The organism is Brevundimonas sp. Br13 (genome assembly GCF_055391505.1).
Genome location: NZ_AP044008.1, coordinates 2,020,777 through 2,036,132, shown reverse-complemented (window position 1 = coordinate 2,036,132; position 15,356 = coordinate 2,020,777). Strand labels below are relative to the sequence as shown.

General features: G+C 68.8%; 14 protein-coding genes. 8 read left to right on the top strand and 6 right to left on the bottom strand.

Features of this window, described 5'->3' with window-relative positions; translation table 11 throughout:
- Positions 1 to 105: 105 nt before the first annotated feature.
- Both ACZ5M6_RS10010 and trpE read left to right on the top strand, forming a co-directional pair.
- Positions 106 to 2,013, top strand: coding sequence for a peptidylprolyl isomerase (locus ACZ5M6_RS10010; RefSeq protein WP_464158411.1), 1,908 nt, complete (start codon positions 106 to 108; stop codon positions 2,011 to 2,013).
- The gene (gene trpE, locus ACZ5M6_RS10005) at positions 2,010 to 3,524 is read left to right on the top strand and encodes an anthranilate synthase component I (protein ID WP_464158409.1); all 1,515 of its coding nucleotides are present in this window, start codon (positions 2,010 to 2,012) and stop codon (positions 3,522 to 3,524) included. The genes ACZ5M6_RS10010 and trpE overlap by 4 nt, the downstream gene beginning before the upstream one ends.
- Here the strand turns inward: trpE and ACZ5M6_RS10000 are convergent.
- On the bottom strand, positions 3,521 to 3,727 hold the full coding sequence (locus ACZ5M6_RS10000) for a hypothetical protein (RefSeq protein WP_054765574.1): 207 nt from the start codon (positions 3,725 to 3,727) through the stop codon (positions 3,521 to 3,523). The genes trpE and ACZ5M6_RS10000 overlap by 4 nt on opposite strands.
- 87 nt (positions 3,728 to 3,814) lie before the next feature.
- Between ACZ5M6_RS10000 and ACZ5M6_RS09995 the strand changes: the two genes are divergently transcribed.
- The 4 genes from ACZ5M6_RS09995 to lexA all read left to right on the top strand — a co-directional run bounded on the left by ACZ5M6_RS09995 (position 3,815) and on the right by lexA (position 7,075).
- Positions 3,815 to 4,405 carry an anthranilate synthase component II gene (locus ACZ5M6_RS09995; RefSeq protein ID WP_464158407.1) on the top strand — a complete coding sequence of 197 codons (591 nt, stop codon included), beginning with the start codon at positions 3,815 to 3,817 and terminating at the stop codon, positions 4,403 to 4,405.
- Positions 4,406 to 4,421: 16 nt separating this feature from the next.
- Positions 4,422 to 5,459 (top strand): anthranilate phosphoribosyltransferase, encoded by a 1,038-nt coding sequence (gene trpD, locus ACZ5M6_RS09990; RefSeq protein WP_464158405.1) that lies wholly within the window; start codon positions 4,422 to 4,424, stop codon positions 5,457 to 5,459.
- A complete protein-coding gene (gene trpC, locus ACZ5M6_RS09985; RefSeq protein WP_464158403.1) occupies positions 5,456 to 6,250 on the top strand; it encodes an indole-3-glycerol phosphate synthase TrpC in 795 nt (264 codons plus the stop codon). The genes trpD and trpC overlap by 4 nt, the downstream gene beginning before the upstream one ends.
- A gap of 123 nt (positions 6,251 to 6,373) precedes the next feature.
- Entirely contained in the window at positions 6,374 to 7,075 is a 702-nt protein-coding gene (gene lexA / locus ACZ5M6_RS09980; protein WP_152950098.1) for a transcriptional repressor LexA, read from the top strand.
- Here lexA and ACZ5M6_RS09975 read toward each other — a convergent pair.
- Positions 7,056 to 9,233: a ComEC/Rec2 family competence protein gene (locus ACZ5M6_RS09975; protein WP_464160116.1), complete on the bottom strand. Its 2,178-nt coding sequence runs from the start codon at positions 9,231 to 9,233 to the stop codon at positions 7,056 to 7,058. The genes lexA and ACZ5M6_RS09975 overlap by 20 nt on opposite strands.
- On the opposite strand from ACZ5M6_RS09975, the gene gltX reads away from it, so the two are divergent.
- Positions 9,232 to 10,647 carry a glutamate--tRNA ligase gene (gltX, locus tag ACZ5M6_RS09970; RefSeq protein ID WP_464158401.1) on the top strand — a complete coding sequence of 472 codons (1,416 nt, stop codon included), beginning with the start codon at positions 9,232 to 9,234 and terminating at the stop codon, positions 10,645 to 10,647. The two genes, ACZ5M6_RS09975 and gltX, sit on opposite strands and share 2 nt — an antisense overlap.
- 67 nt (positions 10,648 to 10,714) lie before the next feature.
- Entirely contained in the window at positions 10,715 to 12,007 is a 1,293-nt protein-coding gene (gene gltA / locus ACZ5M6_RS09965; protein ID WP_054765568.1) for a citrate synthase, read from the top strand.
- An 80-nt stretch (positions 12,008 to 12,087) separates the two neighbouring features.
- Here gltA and lpxB read toward each other — a convergent pair whose 3' ends face one another.
- From lpxB to fabZ, 4 genes are read right to left on the bottom strand one after another with little or no spacing between them, the layout of a single operon-like run.
- Positions 12,088 to 13,257: a lipid-A-disaccharide synthase gene (lpxB, locus tag ACZ5M6_RS09960; protein WP_464158399.1), complete on the bottom strand. Its 1,170-nt coding sequence runs from the start codon at positions 13,255 to 13,257 to the stop codon at positions 12,088 to 12,090.
- Positions 13,254 to 14,093 carry a UDP-2,3-diacylglucosamine diphosphatase gene (gene lpxI, locus ACZ5M6_RS09955; RefSeq protein ID WP_287396201.1) on the bottom strand — a complete coding sequence of 280 codons (840 nt, stop codon included), beginning with the start codon at positions 14,091 to 14,093 and terminating at the stop codon, positions 13,254 to 13,256. The genes lpxB and lpxI overlap by 4 nt, the downstream gene beginning before the upstream one ends.
- A complete protein-coding gene (gene lpxA / locus ACZ5M6_RS09950; protein WP_464158398.1) occupies positions 14,090 to 14,878 on the bottom strand; it encodes an acyl-ACP--UDP-N-acetylglucosamine O-acyltransferase in 789 nt (262 codons plus the stop codon). Before lpxA ends, lpxI begins: the two co-directional genes overlap by 4 nt.
- On the bottom strand, positions 14,878 to 15,354 hold the full coding sequence (gene fabZ, locus ACZ5M6_RS09945) for a 3-hydroxyacyl-ACP dehydratase FabZ (protein WP_054765564.1): 477 nt from the start codon (positions 15,352 to 15,354) through the stop codon (positions 14,878 to 14,880). The genes lpxA and fabZ overlap by 1 nt, the downstream gene beginning before the upstream one ends.
- Between the last annotated feature and the right edge of the window lie 2 nt (positions 15,355 to 15,356).

Here is a 15,356-nt window from a genome sequence, read left to right as displayed (position 1 = left end):
AAGAGGGGTGCCCCAATCTGGACATCAAGCCGTTCTTGCGGCGGCCCGCCCCAGCCGACTATACGCCGAAGCGAAGCCATCGTCGGCAAGTCTCCGGGTCCACGAATGATCACCGCCTTCCGCGCCTTCTCGCGCTCAAAATGGGCCGCCGGCCTGCTCGTCCTGATCGCGATCAGCTTTGTGATCGTGGGCGCGCGCATGGACGTCTTCGCCAACCTGGGACCGAAACACGTCATCGACGCCGGCGACCGTTCGATGAACGAGGCCGAGTTCAGCGCCGCCTTCGGACGGGTGCGCGAGAACATTCAGCAGCAGGCCGGTCGTCCGGTGACGAACGAGGATCTGATCGCCGAAAACATCCATGTCCGCTTTCTGGAAAGCCAGACCGAACAGCTGGGCTTCCTGAACTGGGCGTGGAAGGCGGGCATCCGCCCCGGCAAGGAGTTGATCGTCAAACAGATCCGCCAGATCCCGGCCTTCTTCAACTCGGTCACGGGCCAGTTCGACCAGAAGGCCTATGAGAGCGCCCTGGCCCAGCAGAACCTGACTCCCGCCATGCTGGAACAGGACCTGCGCGACCAATATGCGACCGAACATTTCAACGCCGCCGTCTTCGCCGGCGCCCGTGCGCCCCGGATCTACGGCGCCCTGTTGGCCGGCGCCGCCTTCGAGAGCCGCGACGGCCGCTGGTTCGAAATCACCCCCGCGATGGCCGGAGACATCCCCGCCCCGACCGACGCCCAGTTGAACGCCTTCATCCAGGAGAACGCCGCCCGGCTGCGCGCGCCGGAGTTCCGCATGGCCTCCGTCGTCCTGTTCTCGCCGGAGCCCGGCGCCGCCCCGGCCGTGTCGGAAGAGCGGATCCGCGAGCGGTTCGAATTCAAGAAGGACAGCCTGGGCAAGCCCGAGACCCGCACCTTCGTCACCCTGACGGCGCCCAGCCGCGACGCGGCCCAGAAGATCGCCGCCGCCCTGCGCGCCGGTCAGTCGCCCGCAGACGTCGGCCGCGCCAACAGCATCCAGCCGGCCCAGTTCGACGCCACGCCGCGCTCCGCCATCGGCGACGCCGCCACGGCAGCGGCCGTGTTCGGCCTTCAGCCCGGCCAGGTGTCGGACCCGGTCCAGGCGGGCGTGGGCTTCGCCGTCGCCAAGCTGACGGCGGTCCAGCCCGGTCAGCCCGCCAGCCTGGAGGGTTCGCGCGAGCAAATCCTTCAGGAACTGCGCGCCGAGGACATCAAGGGCCAGACCTACGCCAAGGTCGAAAAGTACGAAGCCGCCCGCACCGCCGGCAAGAGCCTGACCGACGCCGCGCGTGAAGCCGGGGCGCGGATCGTCGACCTGCCCCCCTTCACCCAGGACGGCAAACTGCCGAACGGCCAGCCGCTGAACGCCCCGCCGCAGCTGTTCGAAACCGCCTGGTCCCTGACCAAGGGCGGCGAAAGCGATGTGGTGGACGCCGGTCAGGGCCAATATTTCGCGGTTCGGCTGAACGACATCCGTCCCTCCGCCCTGCCCACCCTGGCCGAGGTGCGCGAACCCCTGGCCGCCCAGTGGAAACAGCGTGAGATTTCGCGCCGGCTCGCCGCCAAGGCCGAGGAGCTGGCCGGTCGCGTGCGCCAAGGCCAGGACATCGCCGCCGTGGCCCGTTCCGTCAACGCCCCCCTGACCGTCCGCACCGGCGTCGTCCGTGATCAGGCCACCCAGGAGGCCCTCGGTCAGGGCGTGCTGCAAGGTCTGTTCGGCCAGTCCAAGGGCCAGGTCTTCTCCCAACCGGGACAGGGCGGCGTCCTGATCGGCCGGGTCGATGACATCCACGCCGCCAATCCAGCGGTCGCCGGTCCGCTCGCCGAACAGGCCCGCCCGCGCATCACCCAGGAGATCGTCCAGGCCATGGTTCAGACCGAGATGGCGGCGGCGGCCAAACGCTCCAAGGCCAAGCATGACGTCGGCCTGGCGCGTCAGGCCCTGGGCCTGTCGGCCGAACCGACCGCGCCCGCCGCTCCGGCGCAATGACGCAAGCGGACAGCGAGCCTGATTTCGACGCCTTCGCCGCCGGCCTCAGGGCCGGCCGGCCCCAGGTGATCGTGCGTCGGGTGATCGACGACCTGGAGACCCCGGTCTCGGCCTATCTGAAGCTGGGGCTCCACCGGCCTTACGCCTGCCTGCTGGAATCGGTCGAGGGCGGCGCCGTCAAGGGACGCTATTCGATCCTCACCCTGGACCCGGACGTGGTCTGGCGTTGCCGGTCGAACGCGGCGGAACTGGCGCGCGGTCCGGCCGTCGCCGAGGGCCGGTTCATTCCCGAGCCGCTGCCGACGCTTCAGTCGCTTCGCGCCCTCATCGCCGCCTCCAAGTTCGACCTGCCCGAGGGTCTGCCGCCGATGGCGGCCGGCCTGTTCGGCGTCTTCGGCTATGACATGGTGCGCCTGCTCGAGCCGCTGGGCGAACCCAATCCCGACCCGCTGAACCTGCCTGATGCAGTCCTGACCCGCCCGTCGCTGGTGGCGATCTTCGATTCGGTCGGCCAGGAGATCATCCTGGTCTCCGCCGCCTATCCCGACACGGGCGGCGACGCGCGGCAAGCCTTCGATGCTGCGGTCGCCAGGCTGGACGCTTTCGAGACGGGCCTGCGCGAGCCCTTGCCGGTGCGCGCCGCGCCACAGCCGACGCCCGCCCCGACCTTCGCCTCGCCCGTGGACGAGGCCGGATTCGGCGAGATGGTGGCCCGGGCCAAGGACTATATCGCCGCCGGCGACATCTTCCAGGTCGTGCTCAGCCACCGCTTCTCGGCGCCCTGGACCGAAGACCCCTTCGCCTTCTACCGGTCGCTGCGTCGCCAGAACCCGTCCCCCTATCTCTTCTATCTGAACTTCGAAGGCTTCCAGCTGGCCGGGTCCAGCCCGGAGATCCTGGTCCGGCTGAAGGACGGCCAGGTCACCATTCGACCGCTGGCGGGCACCCGGATGCGCGGCGCCACGCCCGAGGCGGACAAGGCTTTGGAGGCCGAACTGCTGGCCGATCCCAAGGAGCGGGCCGAACATCTGATGCTGCTGGACCTGGGCCGCAACGACGTCGGCCGCGTCGCCGCGCCGGGCACGGTCGAGGTGACCGAAAGCTTCGTCGTCGAACGCTACAGCCAGGTCATGCACATCGTCTCCAATGTGCGCGGCAAGGCCGATCCGAAACTGGACGCCGTCGACACCCTGCTGGCGGCCCTTCCCGCCGGCACCCTGTCGGGCGCGCCCAAGGTCCGGGCGATGGAGATCATCGACGAGCTGGAAGCCGAAAAGCGCGGCGTCGGCTACGGCGGCGGCGTCGGCTATATTTCGGCGGGCGGCGAGGCGGACATCTGCATCACCCTGCGCACCGCCCTGTTCGCTGATGATCAGATCTTCGTCCAGGCCGGCGCCGGCGTGGTCGCCGACAGCGATCCGGCCGCCGAATACGCCGAGACCCGGCACAAGGCCCGCGCCCCCATGCGGGCCGCCGAGGAGGCCTGGCGTTTCCGCACCGGCAATCGCTAGGGCGCGTAGGTCGCCGGGGGTTCGTCGAATCGGACGCCCGGCCCCAGCACCACGACACCGGCCATGACCACGGCGGCCGTGGCGGCCAGGGCGGCGGCGCCCAGGGCCGCATAGGGGCTGATCGGCTTGGGTTCGGCCACGACCAGCTTCGCCTTTGCGGCGGCGATCTTGTCGGCGATCTCTTGTTCGGCAGCGAGTTTCACCCCTCCACCTGCCCCCATGACCGTTAAGATGCGCTTTAGCGACGCATATGCTTGGCGCGGACGCCTGTCACGCCTAGAAGCCTGATCATGATCCTCGTCGTCGATAACTACGACAGCTTTACCTACAACCTCGTCCACTACCTCGCGGAGTTGGGCGCGCCGACCCATGTGGTGCGCAACGACGACCTGACAGCGGACGAGGCCTGGGCGCTGAACCCCGCCGCCGTCCTGCTGTCCCCCGGTCCCTGCGCGCCGGACCAGGCGGGCGTCTGCCTGCCTCTGATCGAGAGCGCGCCGGCCTCCATGCCCATCCTGGGCGTCTGCCTGGGTCACCAGGCCATAGGCCAGGCCTTCGGCGGCGACGTGATCCGCGCCAAGACCCTGATGCACGGCAAGACCTCGCCGATCCATCACGACGGCAAGAGCGTCTTCACCGGCCTGCCCTCGCCCTTCACCGCCACCCGCTATCATTCCCTGGCCGTGAAGCGCGAAACCCTGCCCGACTGTCTCGAGGTGACCGCCTGGACCGCCGACGGCGAGATCATGGGGCTCCAGCACCGCAGCCGCCCGATCCATGGCGTGCAGTTCCACCCGGAATCCATCGCCACAGAACATGGCCACGACATGCTGGCCAACTTCCTTCAGATCGCCGGCGTGAAGCGCCTCGCGGCCGCCTGATCATGGCCGCCTGACCATGGCCGATGGTTTCAAGCCGATCCTCGCCCGACTGGTCGAGGGCCACCCCCTGACGTCCGAACAGGCGCACGACTTCTTCGCCGCCTGCCTGCGCGGCGAACCGACCCCGTCCCAGGTCGCGGCCGCCGTCACCGCCCTGCGCATTCGGGGCGAGACGGTGGACGAGATCGCCGCCTTCGCCAAGGCCATGCGCGAGGCCGCCCTGACGCTGGATCATCCCTACGAGGTGATCGACACCTGCGGCACCGGCGGCGACGGCCAGCACACCTACAACATCTCCACCGCCGCCGCCCTGGTCCTGGCCGGCGCCGGCCTGAAGGTCGCCAAGCACGGCAACCGGGCCATGTCCTCGAAATCCGGCTCGTCCGACGTCCTGTCGATCCTGGGCGTCAACATGGCCGCCAGCCCGGCCCAGCAGCGCAAGGCGCTGGACGAGGCCGGCATCTGCTTCCTGTTCGCCCCCGCCTATCACGGCGCCATGCGCCATGTAGGCCCCGTCCGGGCCGAGATCGGTTTCCGCACCGTCTTCAATCTGCTGGGCCCCCTGTCCAACCCGGCCCAGGCGAAACGCCAGGTCATGGGCGTCTATGACCCCCGCCTGCTGGAGCCCCTGGTCGAGGTGCTGGGCCGGCTGGGCGCGACCCGCGCCTGGACCGTTCACGGCCAGGGTCTGGACGAACTGGCCACCTCCGGCCCGACCGAAGTGGCGGAATGGAGGGACGGCGCCGTCCGCCGCTTCCAGGTCACGCCCGAGGACGCCGGCCTGCCCCGCGCCTCCATCGACGCCATCCGCGGCGGCGACGCCGAGGAGAACGCCGCCGCCCTTCGCGCCCTGCTGGCGGGCCAGACCGGCCCTTACCGCGACATCGTCCTGCTGAACGCCGCCGCCGCCCTCGTGGTCGCGGATCGGGCGGCGGACCTGTCGGAAGGCGCCGCCCTCGCCGCCGCCGCCGTCGACGACGGCCGGGCCGCCCAGGCGCTGGATCGTCTGGCCCGCATCACCTCCACGCCGCTGGAGACGGAGGACACCCCATGACCGACGTTCTGGCCCGCATCGCCGCCTACAAGCGCGAAGACGTCGCCGCCCGCAAGGCCGCGACCTCTCAGGACGCGATCGAGACCCTGGCCCAGGCCGCCTCGGCCCCGCGCGGCTTCCGCGCCGCCCTGAATCGAACGGTCGAGGACACCGGCCGCCCCGCCCTGATCGCCGAGATCAAGAAGGCCAGTCCGTCCAAGGGGTTGATCCGTCCCGACTTCGATCCCCCGGCCCTCGCCAAGGCCTATGAGGCCGGCGGCGCGTCCTGCCTTTCGGTCCTGACCGACGGCCCCAGTTTCCAGGGCGACGACGTCTATCTGGGCCAGGCCCGCGCGGCGACCGCCCTGCCCTGCCTGCGCAAGGACTTCCTGGTCGATCCCTGGCAGGTCGCCGAGAGCCGGGCGCTCGGCGCCGACTGCATCCTGATCATCCTGGCCATGATCGACGATCGGCTGGCCGCCGAACTGCTGGCCGAGGCCGAGCGCTTCGGCATGGACGCCCTGATCGAAACCCACGACGAGGCGGAAATGGCGCGCGCCTGCGCCCTCGGCGGCGATCTGGTAGGGATCAACAACCGGTCGCTGCGGACGTTCGAGGTCGATCTGGAAACGACGGAACGCCTGGCGATCCTCAGCCCCGTGCGCGCCCTTCTGGTCGCCGAGAGCGGCATCTTCACCCCGGACGACGTTGCGCGCGTCTCCGCCGCCCACGCCCAGGCCATTCTGGTCGGCGAGAGCCTGATGCGTCAGGCCGACGTCGAGGCCGCGACGCGGGCGCTGCTGACCCTATGATCCAACGTGATGAGCGTGGTGAAGCGACGCCGTTAAGTTGACATTAGGAAGGAACACTTACAGAACATCGTCAATGTTCACGGCCCGTTCCGATTCGTCGGTCGGGCGCATGAGGGGCCGGCGATGCTCACGCGCAAACAGCACGAACTGCTGATGTTCATCCACGAACGGATTCAGGAGACCGGCGTCTCCCCCTCGTTCGACGAGATGAAGGAGGCGCTGGACCTGGCGTCCAAGTCGGGCATTCACCGTCTGATTACGGCGCTGGAGGAGCGCGGCTTCATCCGCCGCCTCGCCCATCGCGCCCGCGCCCTGGAAGTGACCAAACTGCCTGAACAGGCTACAGCCGGCGCCCCGCGCGGCCGGGCCGGGTTCAAGCCCGATGTCATCGAAGGCGGCGGCGGCGCGCGTCCCGTCGCTGCAGCCTCAGCCGCCAATGACACCCGCGAACTGCCGCTGCTGGGCAAGATCGCCGCCGGCACCCCCATCGCCGCCATCCAGCACGAGCAGGAGCGGCTGCCGGTGCCGGAATCCATGCTGGGCAAGGGCGATCACTACATCCTCGAGATCGAGGGCGACTCCATGATCGAGGCCGGCATACTGAACGGCGACTTGGTCGTGATCCGGCGCGGCGACACGGCCAACAACGGCGAGATCGTCGTGGCCCTGGTCGAGGGCGAAGAGGCCACGTTGAAACGCCTGCGCCGCAAGGGCGGCTCCATCGCCCTGGAGCCCGCCAACCGCGCCTATGAGACCCGCATCTTCGGTCCCGACCAGGTCGAGGTCCAGGGCAAGCTGGTCGGCCTCATGCGCCGCTATCACTGACAGCTGGATTCGGCCGGCGCGCCCACGGCCGGTCGCCCCGGACATCGGCCGTCCACACGGCCCGCCAGCCGCCCGCGCCGCTACGCCACAGCTCCACCGCCCCGCCGCGCGCAAAGTCCGCCCCGTCCAGAACCAGCCGCCCGTCACATGAGGGCGGCAGGGCGTGAACCACCGCCCGCACGCTGACGACCGGGGCCGCAAGGCACAGGGCGTCCATCTGCTCCATGTCCGGCGTCCGCCTGCCCCACCACAGGGCGACCGGCCCCGCCCCAGTGAGCTCGGGACGGCATGAAGCGCGGTCGCAGGCCCAGCCGGCCTCGGGACGGTCCGCCAAGATCAGACCGCGCCGCCGGGACCACAGGTCCGTCGCAAACTCACGCACGCCGGGCCGGACGACGATCGCCTCCTTCTGGCGACGAAAGGCCGCATTGGTCCCCCCCTCGCCGATCCAGACATCCGGCGTCGGCGCGCGCGGACAGACCAGCACCGCCGCCGCAAGAGGCAGGCCCAGCCACCGCAGCCGCCCCTGCCAGAGGCAGACGAACAGCACGCCTAGAAAGGCCACGGGCAGCACAGGGTCCGGCGCGCTGGCCACCGTCCGCACCGCGCCCGGCAAGCCGGCCGTCCAGCCGCCGATCGCCAGCGTCAGATCGACGCCCCACCCCGCCACCGCCAGGAACGGGCCGCCCAGGCCCACGGGCTCCAAGGCCGCGCCCAACGCGAGGGCGGGCATAAGGACGAAGTCCGCCACCGGCGCCGTCGCCAGATTGGCCAGCAGCCCATACATGGCCGTCCGGTTGAAATGCTGCATGGCGAAGGGTCCCGTCGCCAGCCCCGCCACGACGCTGGCCGCCACCGCCGCCGTCAGCCAACCGCCGAACCTCTGGACCGCCACAATGGGCCAGGGCGCCGAGATCTCTCGGGTCCGCTTGGGCCAGATTTCGACCAGGGCCACCAGGGCCGCCGTCGCCGCGAACGACATCTGGAACCCCGGCGTCACGATGGCCTCGGGCTGGATCGCCAGGACGGCGAAGGCGGCCACGGCCAGCCCGTGCATGGTCACGGCCTGCCGGTCCAGCAAGATGGCCGCAAAGGCGATGGAGGCGGTAATCGCCGCCCGCTCCGCCGGCGGCGGGGCGCCGGAAATCACCAGATAAACCCCCACAGCCGTCAGGCCCGCCGCGGCGGCGACCTTCTTGCCGGGAACGCGCAAGGCCAGCCAGGGCCAGGCCGCCACGCCCAACCGCACGGCGAAGAAGACAAATCCGCCGACGATGGCCATGTGCAGGCCCGAGACCGACAAAATGTGCGCCAGGCCGGATTCTCGCATCACATCCATGTCGGCCTGGCTGATCCAGGCCTCGTGGCTGGTGGTCATGGCCGCCGCGATCCCGCCGGTCCGCCGGCCCAGCCGCGTCACGATCCGCTCCGCCAGGGCATAGCGCGCCCCATTCACCGCCATGGCCAGTCGAAGCCGCCACGGCGCCGGCGGCAGATCGATCCGCCGTGTCTCTCCCAGAGCGAAGGCGACGCCGCCCAGGCCCTCGAAAAAGGCATTGCGACCGAAATCATAGGCGCCGGGACTGGCGGGCGCAGGGGGCGGATTGAGAAGGGCGAACAGTCGGATCGCCTCACCGGCCCTCGGCGGCTCGCCCCTCACCGTGACCCGCAGCCGAACCGGCGTCTCCTCCGGGCTCAGGCCTCGGATCCAGACCGGGGCCGCCACGATCCGCGCGCCGTTCTCGCCAGGGCTGTCGACATCGACGACCCAGGCCTCGATCACCACCCCCTCGGGCAGGGCCGGCGCGATCGGGGCGGCCACGCTTTCGGTGCGAATCTTCGCCGCCGCCAGGCCGCAGGTCAGGCAGGCCAGAATCATCAGCGGCCAGGTAAGACGCCGCCTGAAGCCGCGCCGCCGCGCCGCCAGCCATGCCGCGACAGCCGCCGCCGCCGTGATCACCAGAGGCCACAGGCTCGGCTCTGTCCTCAGGGCGAAATAGCAGGCGGCGCCGCCGCCGAAGGCCACCGGCGCCCAAAGCCGCCATCTCAGCGCCTGCGCCTTGATCTCGTCGGCCAGCCAGACCCGCAAACGCGCGCCGGGGGTAGGCTTTGTCGCCTCGGGGCGTATAAGGGCCTCGCTTACGGACCCTTCCCCCATGACCTTGCCTTCTTCGACTGTCGTCACCCGCTTCGCCCCCTCGCCGACAGGCTATCTGCATATCGGCGGGGCGAGAACCGCCTTGTTCAACTGGCTGTACGCCAAGAGACACGCGGGACGCTTCCTGATCCGGGTCGAGGACACCGATCGGGAGCGTTCGACCGAGGAGGCCGTCCAGGCCATCTTCGACGGCCTGAGCTGGCTGGAGCTGTTCGCCGACGAAGAGCCGGTGTTCCAGTTCAGCCGCGCCGACCGCCATCGCGAAGTCGTCGATCAACTGCTGGAGACCGGCCACGCCTATCGCGATTTCACCACGGCCGAGGAAACCGGACGTCTGCGCGACGCCGCCAAGGCCGAGCGTCGCACCTTTGAATCGCCCTGGCGCGACCGCACCCCGACCGTCGACGACCTGGCCCAGCCGCACGTCGTCCGCTTCCGTCGCCCCCAGTCCGCGACCGTCACCGTCGCGGACGAGGTCCAGGGTTCGGTCAGCTGGTCGACCGACGACCTCGACGATCTGGTCCTGCTGCGCTCGGACGGGGTGCCGACCTATAATCTCGCGGTCGTTGTCGATGACCACGACATGGGGGTGACCCACGTCATCCGCGGCGATGACCATCTGAATAACGCCGCCCGCCAGAGCCTGATCTATGACGCCCTCGGCTGGACCCGACCGACCTTCGCCCATATCCCGCTGATCCACGGGCCGGACGGCGCCAAGCTGTCGAAGCGCCACGGCGCCCAGGCCGTCCACGAATACGCCGAAATGGGCTATCTGCCCGAGGCCATGCGCAACTATCTGGCGCGCCTCGGCTGGGGTCACGGCGACGACGAACTGTTCAGCGACGCCCAGGCGATCGAATGGTTTGATCTGGCCGGCATCGGCAAGGCGCCGGCGCGGCTGGACTTCGACAAGCTGGCCCACGTCAACGCCCACTGGCTGCGGCTCGCCGACGATGAACGCCTGGCCAAGCTGACGCTGGACGTCCACCTCGCCCGCGGCCGGCCTCTGGCCGAAGCCGACGAGACCAGGCTTCAGCGCGCCATGCCGTTCGTGAAGGACCGCGCCAAGACCGTGCTGGAGTTGGCCGACCAGACGGAATTCGTGCTCAAGACACGTCCCCTGGACATTGACGACAAGGGCCGCACCCTGCTGTCCGGCGAAACCCTGGACCGCCTGGCGCGCCTGCGCGACCGGCTGGCTTTGTTCCAGTCCTGGGACGTCTTCGCCCTGGAAGCCGAGCTGAAGAGCTTCGCCGAAGCCGAACAGGTCGGCTTCGGCAAGATCGGCCCGCCGATGCGCGCAGCGCTTACCGCAGGGTCAACATCACCTGATATTGCACGAACTTTGTCCGCTCTTGGGCGCGACGAAAGTCTCGGACGCTTGGATGATGCGCTGCAACAGACTAAGTGATCAACCACAAACCTAAGAGCGCCCGGCGCCTCCCCGCGATCGGACGTCCAAATGCAAAGGGGCATTGATGACTGACCAAGCCAAAACCGCCACGCTCTCCTTCGAGGGCAAGAGCGTCGATCTGCCCGTTCTGTCGGGTTCGACCGGTCCGGACGTTATCGACATCCGCAAGCTCTACGGCGGAACGGGCGCTTTCACCTTCGATCCGGGCTTCACCTCGACCGCCTCCTGCGAGTCAGGCCTGACCTATATCGACGGCGACGCCGGCGTCCTGCTGCACCGGGGCTATCCGATCGACCAGCTCGCGGCCCAGTCGAACTTCATCGAGGTCTGCCACCTTCTGCTGCACGGCGAACTGCCGACGGCCGCGCAGTACGAGAAGTTCGAAGACAGCATCACCATGCACACGATGCTGCACGCCCAGTTCGACCGCTTCTTCGAAGGCTTCCGCCGCGACGCCCACCCGATGGCGATCATGGTCGGCACGGTCGGCGCCCTGTCGGCCTTCTATCACGACAGCCTGGACATCCATGATCCGGTCCAGCGCGACATCTCGGCCATCCGTTTGATCGCCAAGATGCCGACGATCGCGGCCCGCGCCTACAAATATCATGTCGGCCAGCCCTTCATCTCGCCGCGCAACGACCTGTCCTACGCCGAAAACTTCCTGCGGATGTGCTTCGCCGTCCCGGCCGAGGACTATCACGTCGATCCGGCCCTGGTGCGCGCCATGGACCGCATCTTCACCCTGCACGCCGACCACGAGCAGAACGCCTCGACCTCGACCGTCCGCCTGGCCGGTTCGTCGGGCGCCAATCCGTTCGCCTGTATCGCCGCCGGCATCGCCTGCCTGTGGGGCCCGTCGCACGGCGGCGCCAATGAAGAGGCGCTGAACATGCTCAAGGAGATCGGCACCCCCGACAAGATCCCCGAGTTCATCCAGGGCGTGAAGGACCGCAAATACAAGCTGATGGGCTTCGGCCACCGGGTCTATAAGAACTATGACCCGCGCGCCAAGGTCATGCAGCAGTCGGCCTATGAGGTTCTGGCCGCCACGGGCCGCGAAAACGACCCCCTGTTCCAGGTCGCCAAGGAGCTGGAAAAGGTCGCCCTGAACGACGAATATTTCACCTCGCGCAAGCTTTTCCCGAACGTCGACTTCTATTCGGGCATCACCCTGTCGGCCATGGGCTTCCCCACCACCATGTTCACCGTCCTGTTCGCCCTGGCCCGCACTGTGGGCTGGATCGCCCAGTGGCAGGAAATGATGGCCGATCCGTCGCAGAAGATCGGCCGCCCGCGTCAGCTGTACACCGGCCCGACGCAGCGCGATTACGTGCCGATCGAACAGCGCGGCTGATCGAGCGCCACAGGCCTGAAATGCAGAACGCCGGGGCGCAGGCCCCGGCGTTTTCTTTGTCTGAGACAGAGATCGGGCCGCTATCCAGCCGCCTTGGCCTCGATGACCCGCAACACGGCCTCGGCGGCCAGGGTCGAAGGATCCGGCCCGCCCCGTCCCATCAGGTCCAGCGCCGCCGTCTGACGCCTTGCCTGCTCGGCCGCAGCCTCGGGATCGTTCAACAGCCGCCCGACGGCCGCCGCCAGATTTTCCGCAGACGCCTCGCCCTGGATGAACTCCGGGGCGATCCGTGCGCCGGCGGCGATGTTGAACAGGGTGATGTGTTCGGCCGTCACCAGCCGCTTCATCAGCTGATAGCTTACCCCCCCGATCTTATAGGCGATCACCATCGGCGCCCCCGCCAGGGCCAGTTCGGTCGAGACGGTGCCGCTGGTCGCCAGGGCCGCCGTCGCCGCCCGCATGGCGTCGTACTTTTCGGCCTCATCGACGACATGGACGCGGAAAGGCCAGGCGGATACGCGCCCGACCACGTCCTTTGACACCGTACCCGCCGCGACCACCGCGACTTCCAGGCCTGGATCCTGGGCCTTCAACCGCTTGACGGTCGCCTCATAAACCGGAGTCATCCGCGCGATTTCAGCCGGTCGGCTGCCCGGCAGGATCAGCAGCAGCTTGGCGTCTGGCGTGAGGCCGCGCCGGGCGCGAAAGGCGGCGCCGTCGGCCCCGCCCATGTCGACGTGCAGGGCGGACGAGCCGACCACCGTCGTCGGCAGACCTTCACGCTCGAACCAGGGCGCGTCGAAGCTGTAGAGGGCCAGCAGATGATCCACGGCCCGCGCCAGGGTCCTGGCCCGACCAGGACGAGACGCCCAGACCTGGGGCCCGACGTATTTGATCAAGGGCACGTCCGGCCGCGCGGCGCGGATCGCCTCTGCGACCCGAATGGTGAAGCCCCAGCTGTCGATCAGAACCACCGCGTCCGGCTGTTCACGCGCCGCCAGGGCAGCCGTCTCCGCCACGCGACGGCGCACCGTCCGGTAGGCGCGCAGACCTTCGATCCAGCCCAGAATCGACAGTTCGGCGATGTCGAAGGGACTGACGACGCCCTCGGCCGCCATGCGCGGGCCGCCGATGCCGACGAAGCTAACCCCCTGACCCAGCCGCACTCTCAAAGCCCGCGCCAGGCCGGCGCCCAAGGCGTCGCCCGACGCCTCGGCCGCCACCAGCATGATCTTCAACGGACGGCTCATCGCGTTTCACCCCAGACGAACAGGCCCAACCGATCCGCCGCCGCCACGATCGCGGACCGGTCGATCAGGATCAACCGCCCGGCGACGCCGGCGATCCCCGCCAGCCCTGCCGCCGCCGCCAGCTCCACCGTGCGCGGTCCGATCACCGGCATGTCCACGCGCAGGTCCTGGATCGGCTTGGGCGCCTTGGCCAAGGCGCCCCTGGGCGAGGCCGGAGCGCCGCGGAGATCGGCGGGCAGGTCCGCCACGCGGCGCAACATGGCGTCGGTGCCTTCCTGCGCCTCGACCGCCAGGACCAGGCCGTCACAGACGACCGCACCCTGGCCGATATCCAGTTCGCCGGACTTTTCGGCGACGTGAAGCGCCTTTCTCAGATCGTCCATCTGCTGCGAGGTCGGGACGACCGCCCCCAGCGCTCCGCCTGCCAGGGTCTCGCCGCCCAGGATGTCGTCTGCGCCTTCAACCGTAAATCCTTCGGCCTCGAAGATGGACAGAATCTTCCTCAGCAGGGCGTCATCGCCCTTGGTCGCCGCCGCGACGATGCCCGGCAGCAGAGACGCGCCCTTCAGATCGGGCTTCAAGGTCTTGAAATCGGGTCGATTGACGATGCCGGCAAGACAGACGCTGGTGCAGCCTTCAGCCTTCAGAGCCTTCAATATGGCCCCGATCTGGGCCATGCCGAACTCGGCGCTGGGCCAACGGCTCAGATGCGGATCGGCGAACCCCGCCAGACGGATGATGAAGACCGGCCGTCCCTCGACCTCGCACCGGGCCGCCACCGCCGCCGGCAGATCGCCGCCCCCGGCGATCAGCCCCAGCCTTCCCGAGCGGCTCATTCCGCGTTCGGCAGACACAGCGGACGCCGCCCGCCATCACGGATGAAGGCGATGATCTCCAGGATCTCCGGCAGGTCGGCGTAGGCCTGGGCCACGCCGTCGATGCGACCGGCGAACTCGCCCTCGCCCTCGAACAGGTCGCGATAGGCGGCCAGCAATCTTCGTATCTCGGATTTGCCGTAGCCCTTGCGCTTCAGCCCGATCAGGTTCAGCCCGCGCAGTCGCGCATGATTGCCCCAGGCCGAACCGTAAGGGATGACGTCGCGGGTGACGGCGGCCAGACCGCCGATGATCGCCCCCTGCCCCACGCGCCCGTTCTGGTGCACGGCGCACAGCCCACCCAGGAAGACCTTGTCGCCGACTTGGGCATGACCGCCCAGGGTGGCGTTGTTGGCCATGACCAGATGGCTGCCGACCACGCAGTCGTGACCGATGTGCGCGCCCGTCATGAACAGATTGTTGGAGCCGACGACGGTCACGCCCGTTCCCTGGGGCGTGCCCCGGTTGAAGGTGCAGTGCTCGCGGATCAGATTGTTTTCGCCGATCTCCAGCCGCACCGGCTCGCCCTTGTAGCCGTTGTGCTGCGGATCGCCGCCGATGACGGCGAAGGGATGGATCACGGTTCCAGCCCCGACCGTCGTGTCCTGCTGGACCACCACATGGCTGACCAGTCGCACGCCCTCGGCCAGGGAGACATTCGGTCCGACCGTGCACCAGGGGCCGACCTCGACCCCTTCGGCCAGGGTCGCCGTGGCGTCGATCAGGGCGGTGGGGTGGATGGCCATCAGGCGGCGGGCTCCGTCGCCGGCGTGGGCACCGTCACGACCATGGCCATGAACTCGGCCTCGGCCGCCAGCTTGCCGTCGATGAAGGTTTCGCCGCGGAACTTGTAGGCGTCGCCGCGCGCCTTGATCACCTTGACCTGCATGCGCAGCTGATCGCCGGGCCGCGCCGGCTTGCGGAAACGCACGCCGTCGATCGACATGAACATGATGACCTTGTCCGCCACGGCGACGTCCAGGGTCTTGGACATCAGCAAGGCGCCGGTCTGTGCCATGGCTTCAACGATCAGCACGCCCGGCATGACCGGATCGATCGGGAAATGGCCGGGGAAGAAGGGCTCGTTGTGGGTGACGTTCTTGATCCCCACGATGGAAGTCGCGGGAACAAACTCCTCGGCCTTGTCCACCAGCAGGAAGGGATAGCGGTGCGGCAGCCGCCGCATCACCTCGGCGTAGTCGATCTTGCCGTCTTCACTCATCC

What these genes read in the sequence shown, in the direction of transcription:
- ACZ5M6_RS10010 (WP_464158411.1), top strand. Translation starts at nt 106, where the DNA reads ATGATCACCGCCTTCCGCGCCTTCTCGCGCTCAAAATGGGCCGCCGGC.
- trpE (WP_464158409.1), top strand. Translation starts at nt 2,010, where the DNA reads ATGACGCAAGCGGACAGCGAGCCTGATTTCGACGCCTTCGCCGCCGGC.
- ACZ5M6_RS09995 (WP_464158407.1), top strand. Translation starts at nt 3,815, where the DNA reads ATGATCCTCGTCGTCGATAACTACGACAGCTTTACCTACAACCTCGTC.
- trpD (WP_464158405.1), top strand. Translation starts at nt 4,422, where the DNA reads ATGGCCGATGGTTTCAAGCCGATCCTCGCCCGACTGGTCGAGGGCCAC.
- trpC (WP_464158403.1), top strand. Translation starts at nt 5,456, where the DNA reads ATGACCGACGTTCTGGCCCGCATCGCCGCCTACAAGCGCGAAGACGTC.
- lexA (WP_152950098.1), top strand. Translation starts at nt 6,374, where the DNA reads ATGCTCACGCGCAAACAGCACGAACTGCTGATGTTCATCCACGAACGG.
- gltX (WP_464158401.1), top strand. Translation starts at nt 9,232, where the DNA reads ATGACCTTGCCTTCTTCGACTGTCGTCACCCGCTTCGCCCCCTCGCCG.
- ACZ5M6_RS09975 (WP_464160116.1), bottom strand. Translation starts at nt 9,233, where the DNA reads ATGGGGGAAGGGTCCGTAAGCGAGGCCCTTATACGCCCCGAGGCGACA.
- gltA (WP_054765568.1), top strand. Translation starts at nt 10,715, where the DNA reads ATGACTGACCAAGCCAAAACCGCCACGCTCTCCTTCGAGGGCAAGAGC.
- lpxB (WP_464158399.1), bottom strand. Translation starts at nt 13,257, where the DNA reads ATGAGCCGTCCGTTGAAGATCATGCTGGTGGCGGCCGAGGCGTCGGGC.
- lpxI (WP_287396201.1), bottom strand. Translation starts at nt 14,093, where the DNA reads ATGAGCCGCTCGGGAAGGCTGGGGCTGATCGCCGGGGGCGGCGATCTG.
- lpxA (WP_464158398.1), bottom strand. Translation starts at nt 14,878, where the DNA reads ATGGCCATCCACCCCACCGCCCTGATCGACGCCACGGCGACCCTGGCC.
- fabZ (WP_054765564.1), bottom strand. Translation starts at nt 15,354, where the DNA reads ATGAGTGAAGACGGCAAGATCGACTACGCCGAGGTGATGCGGCGGCTG.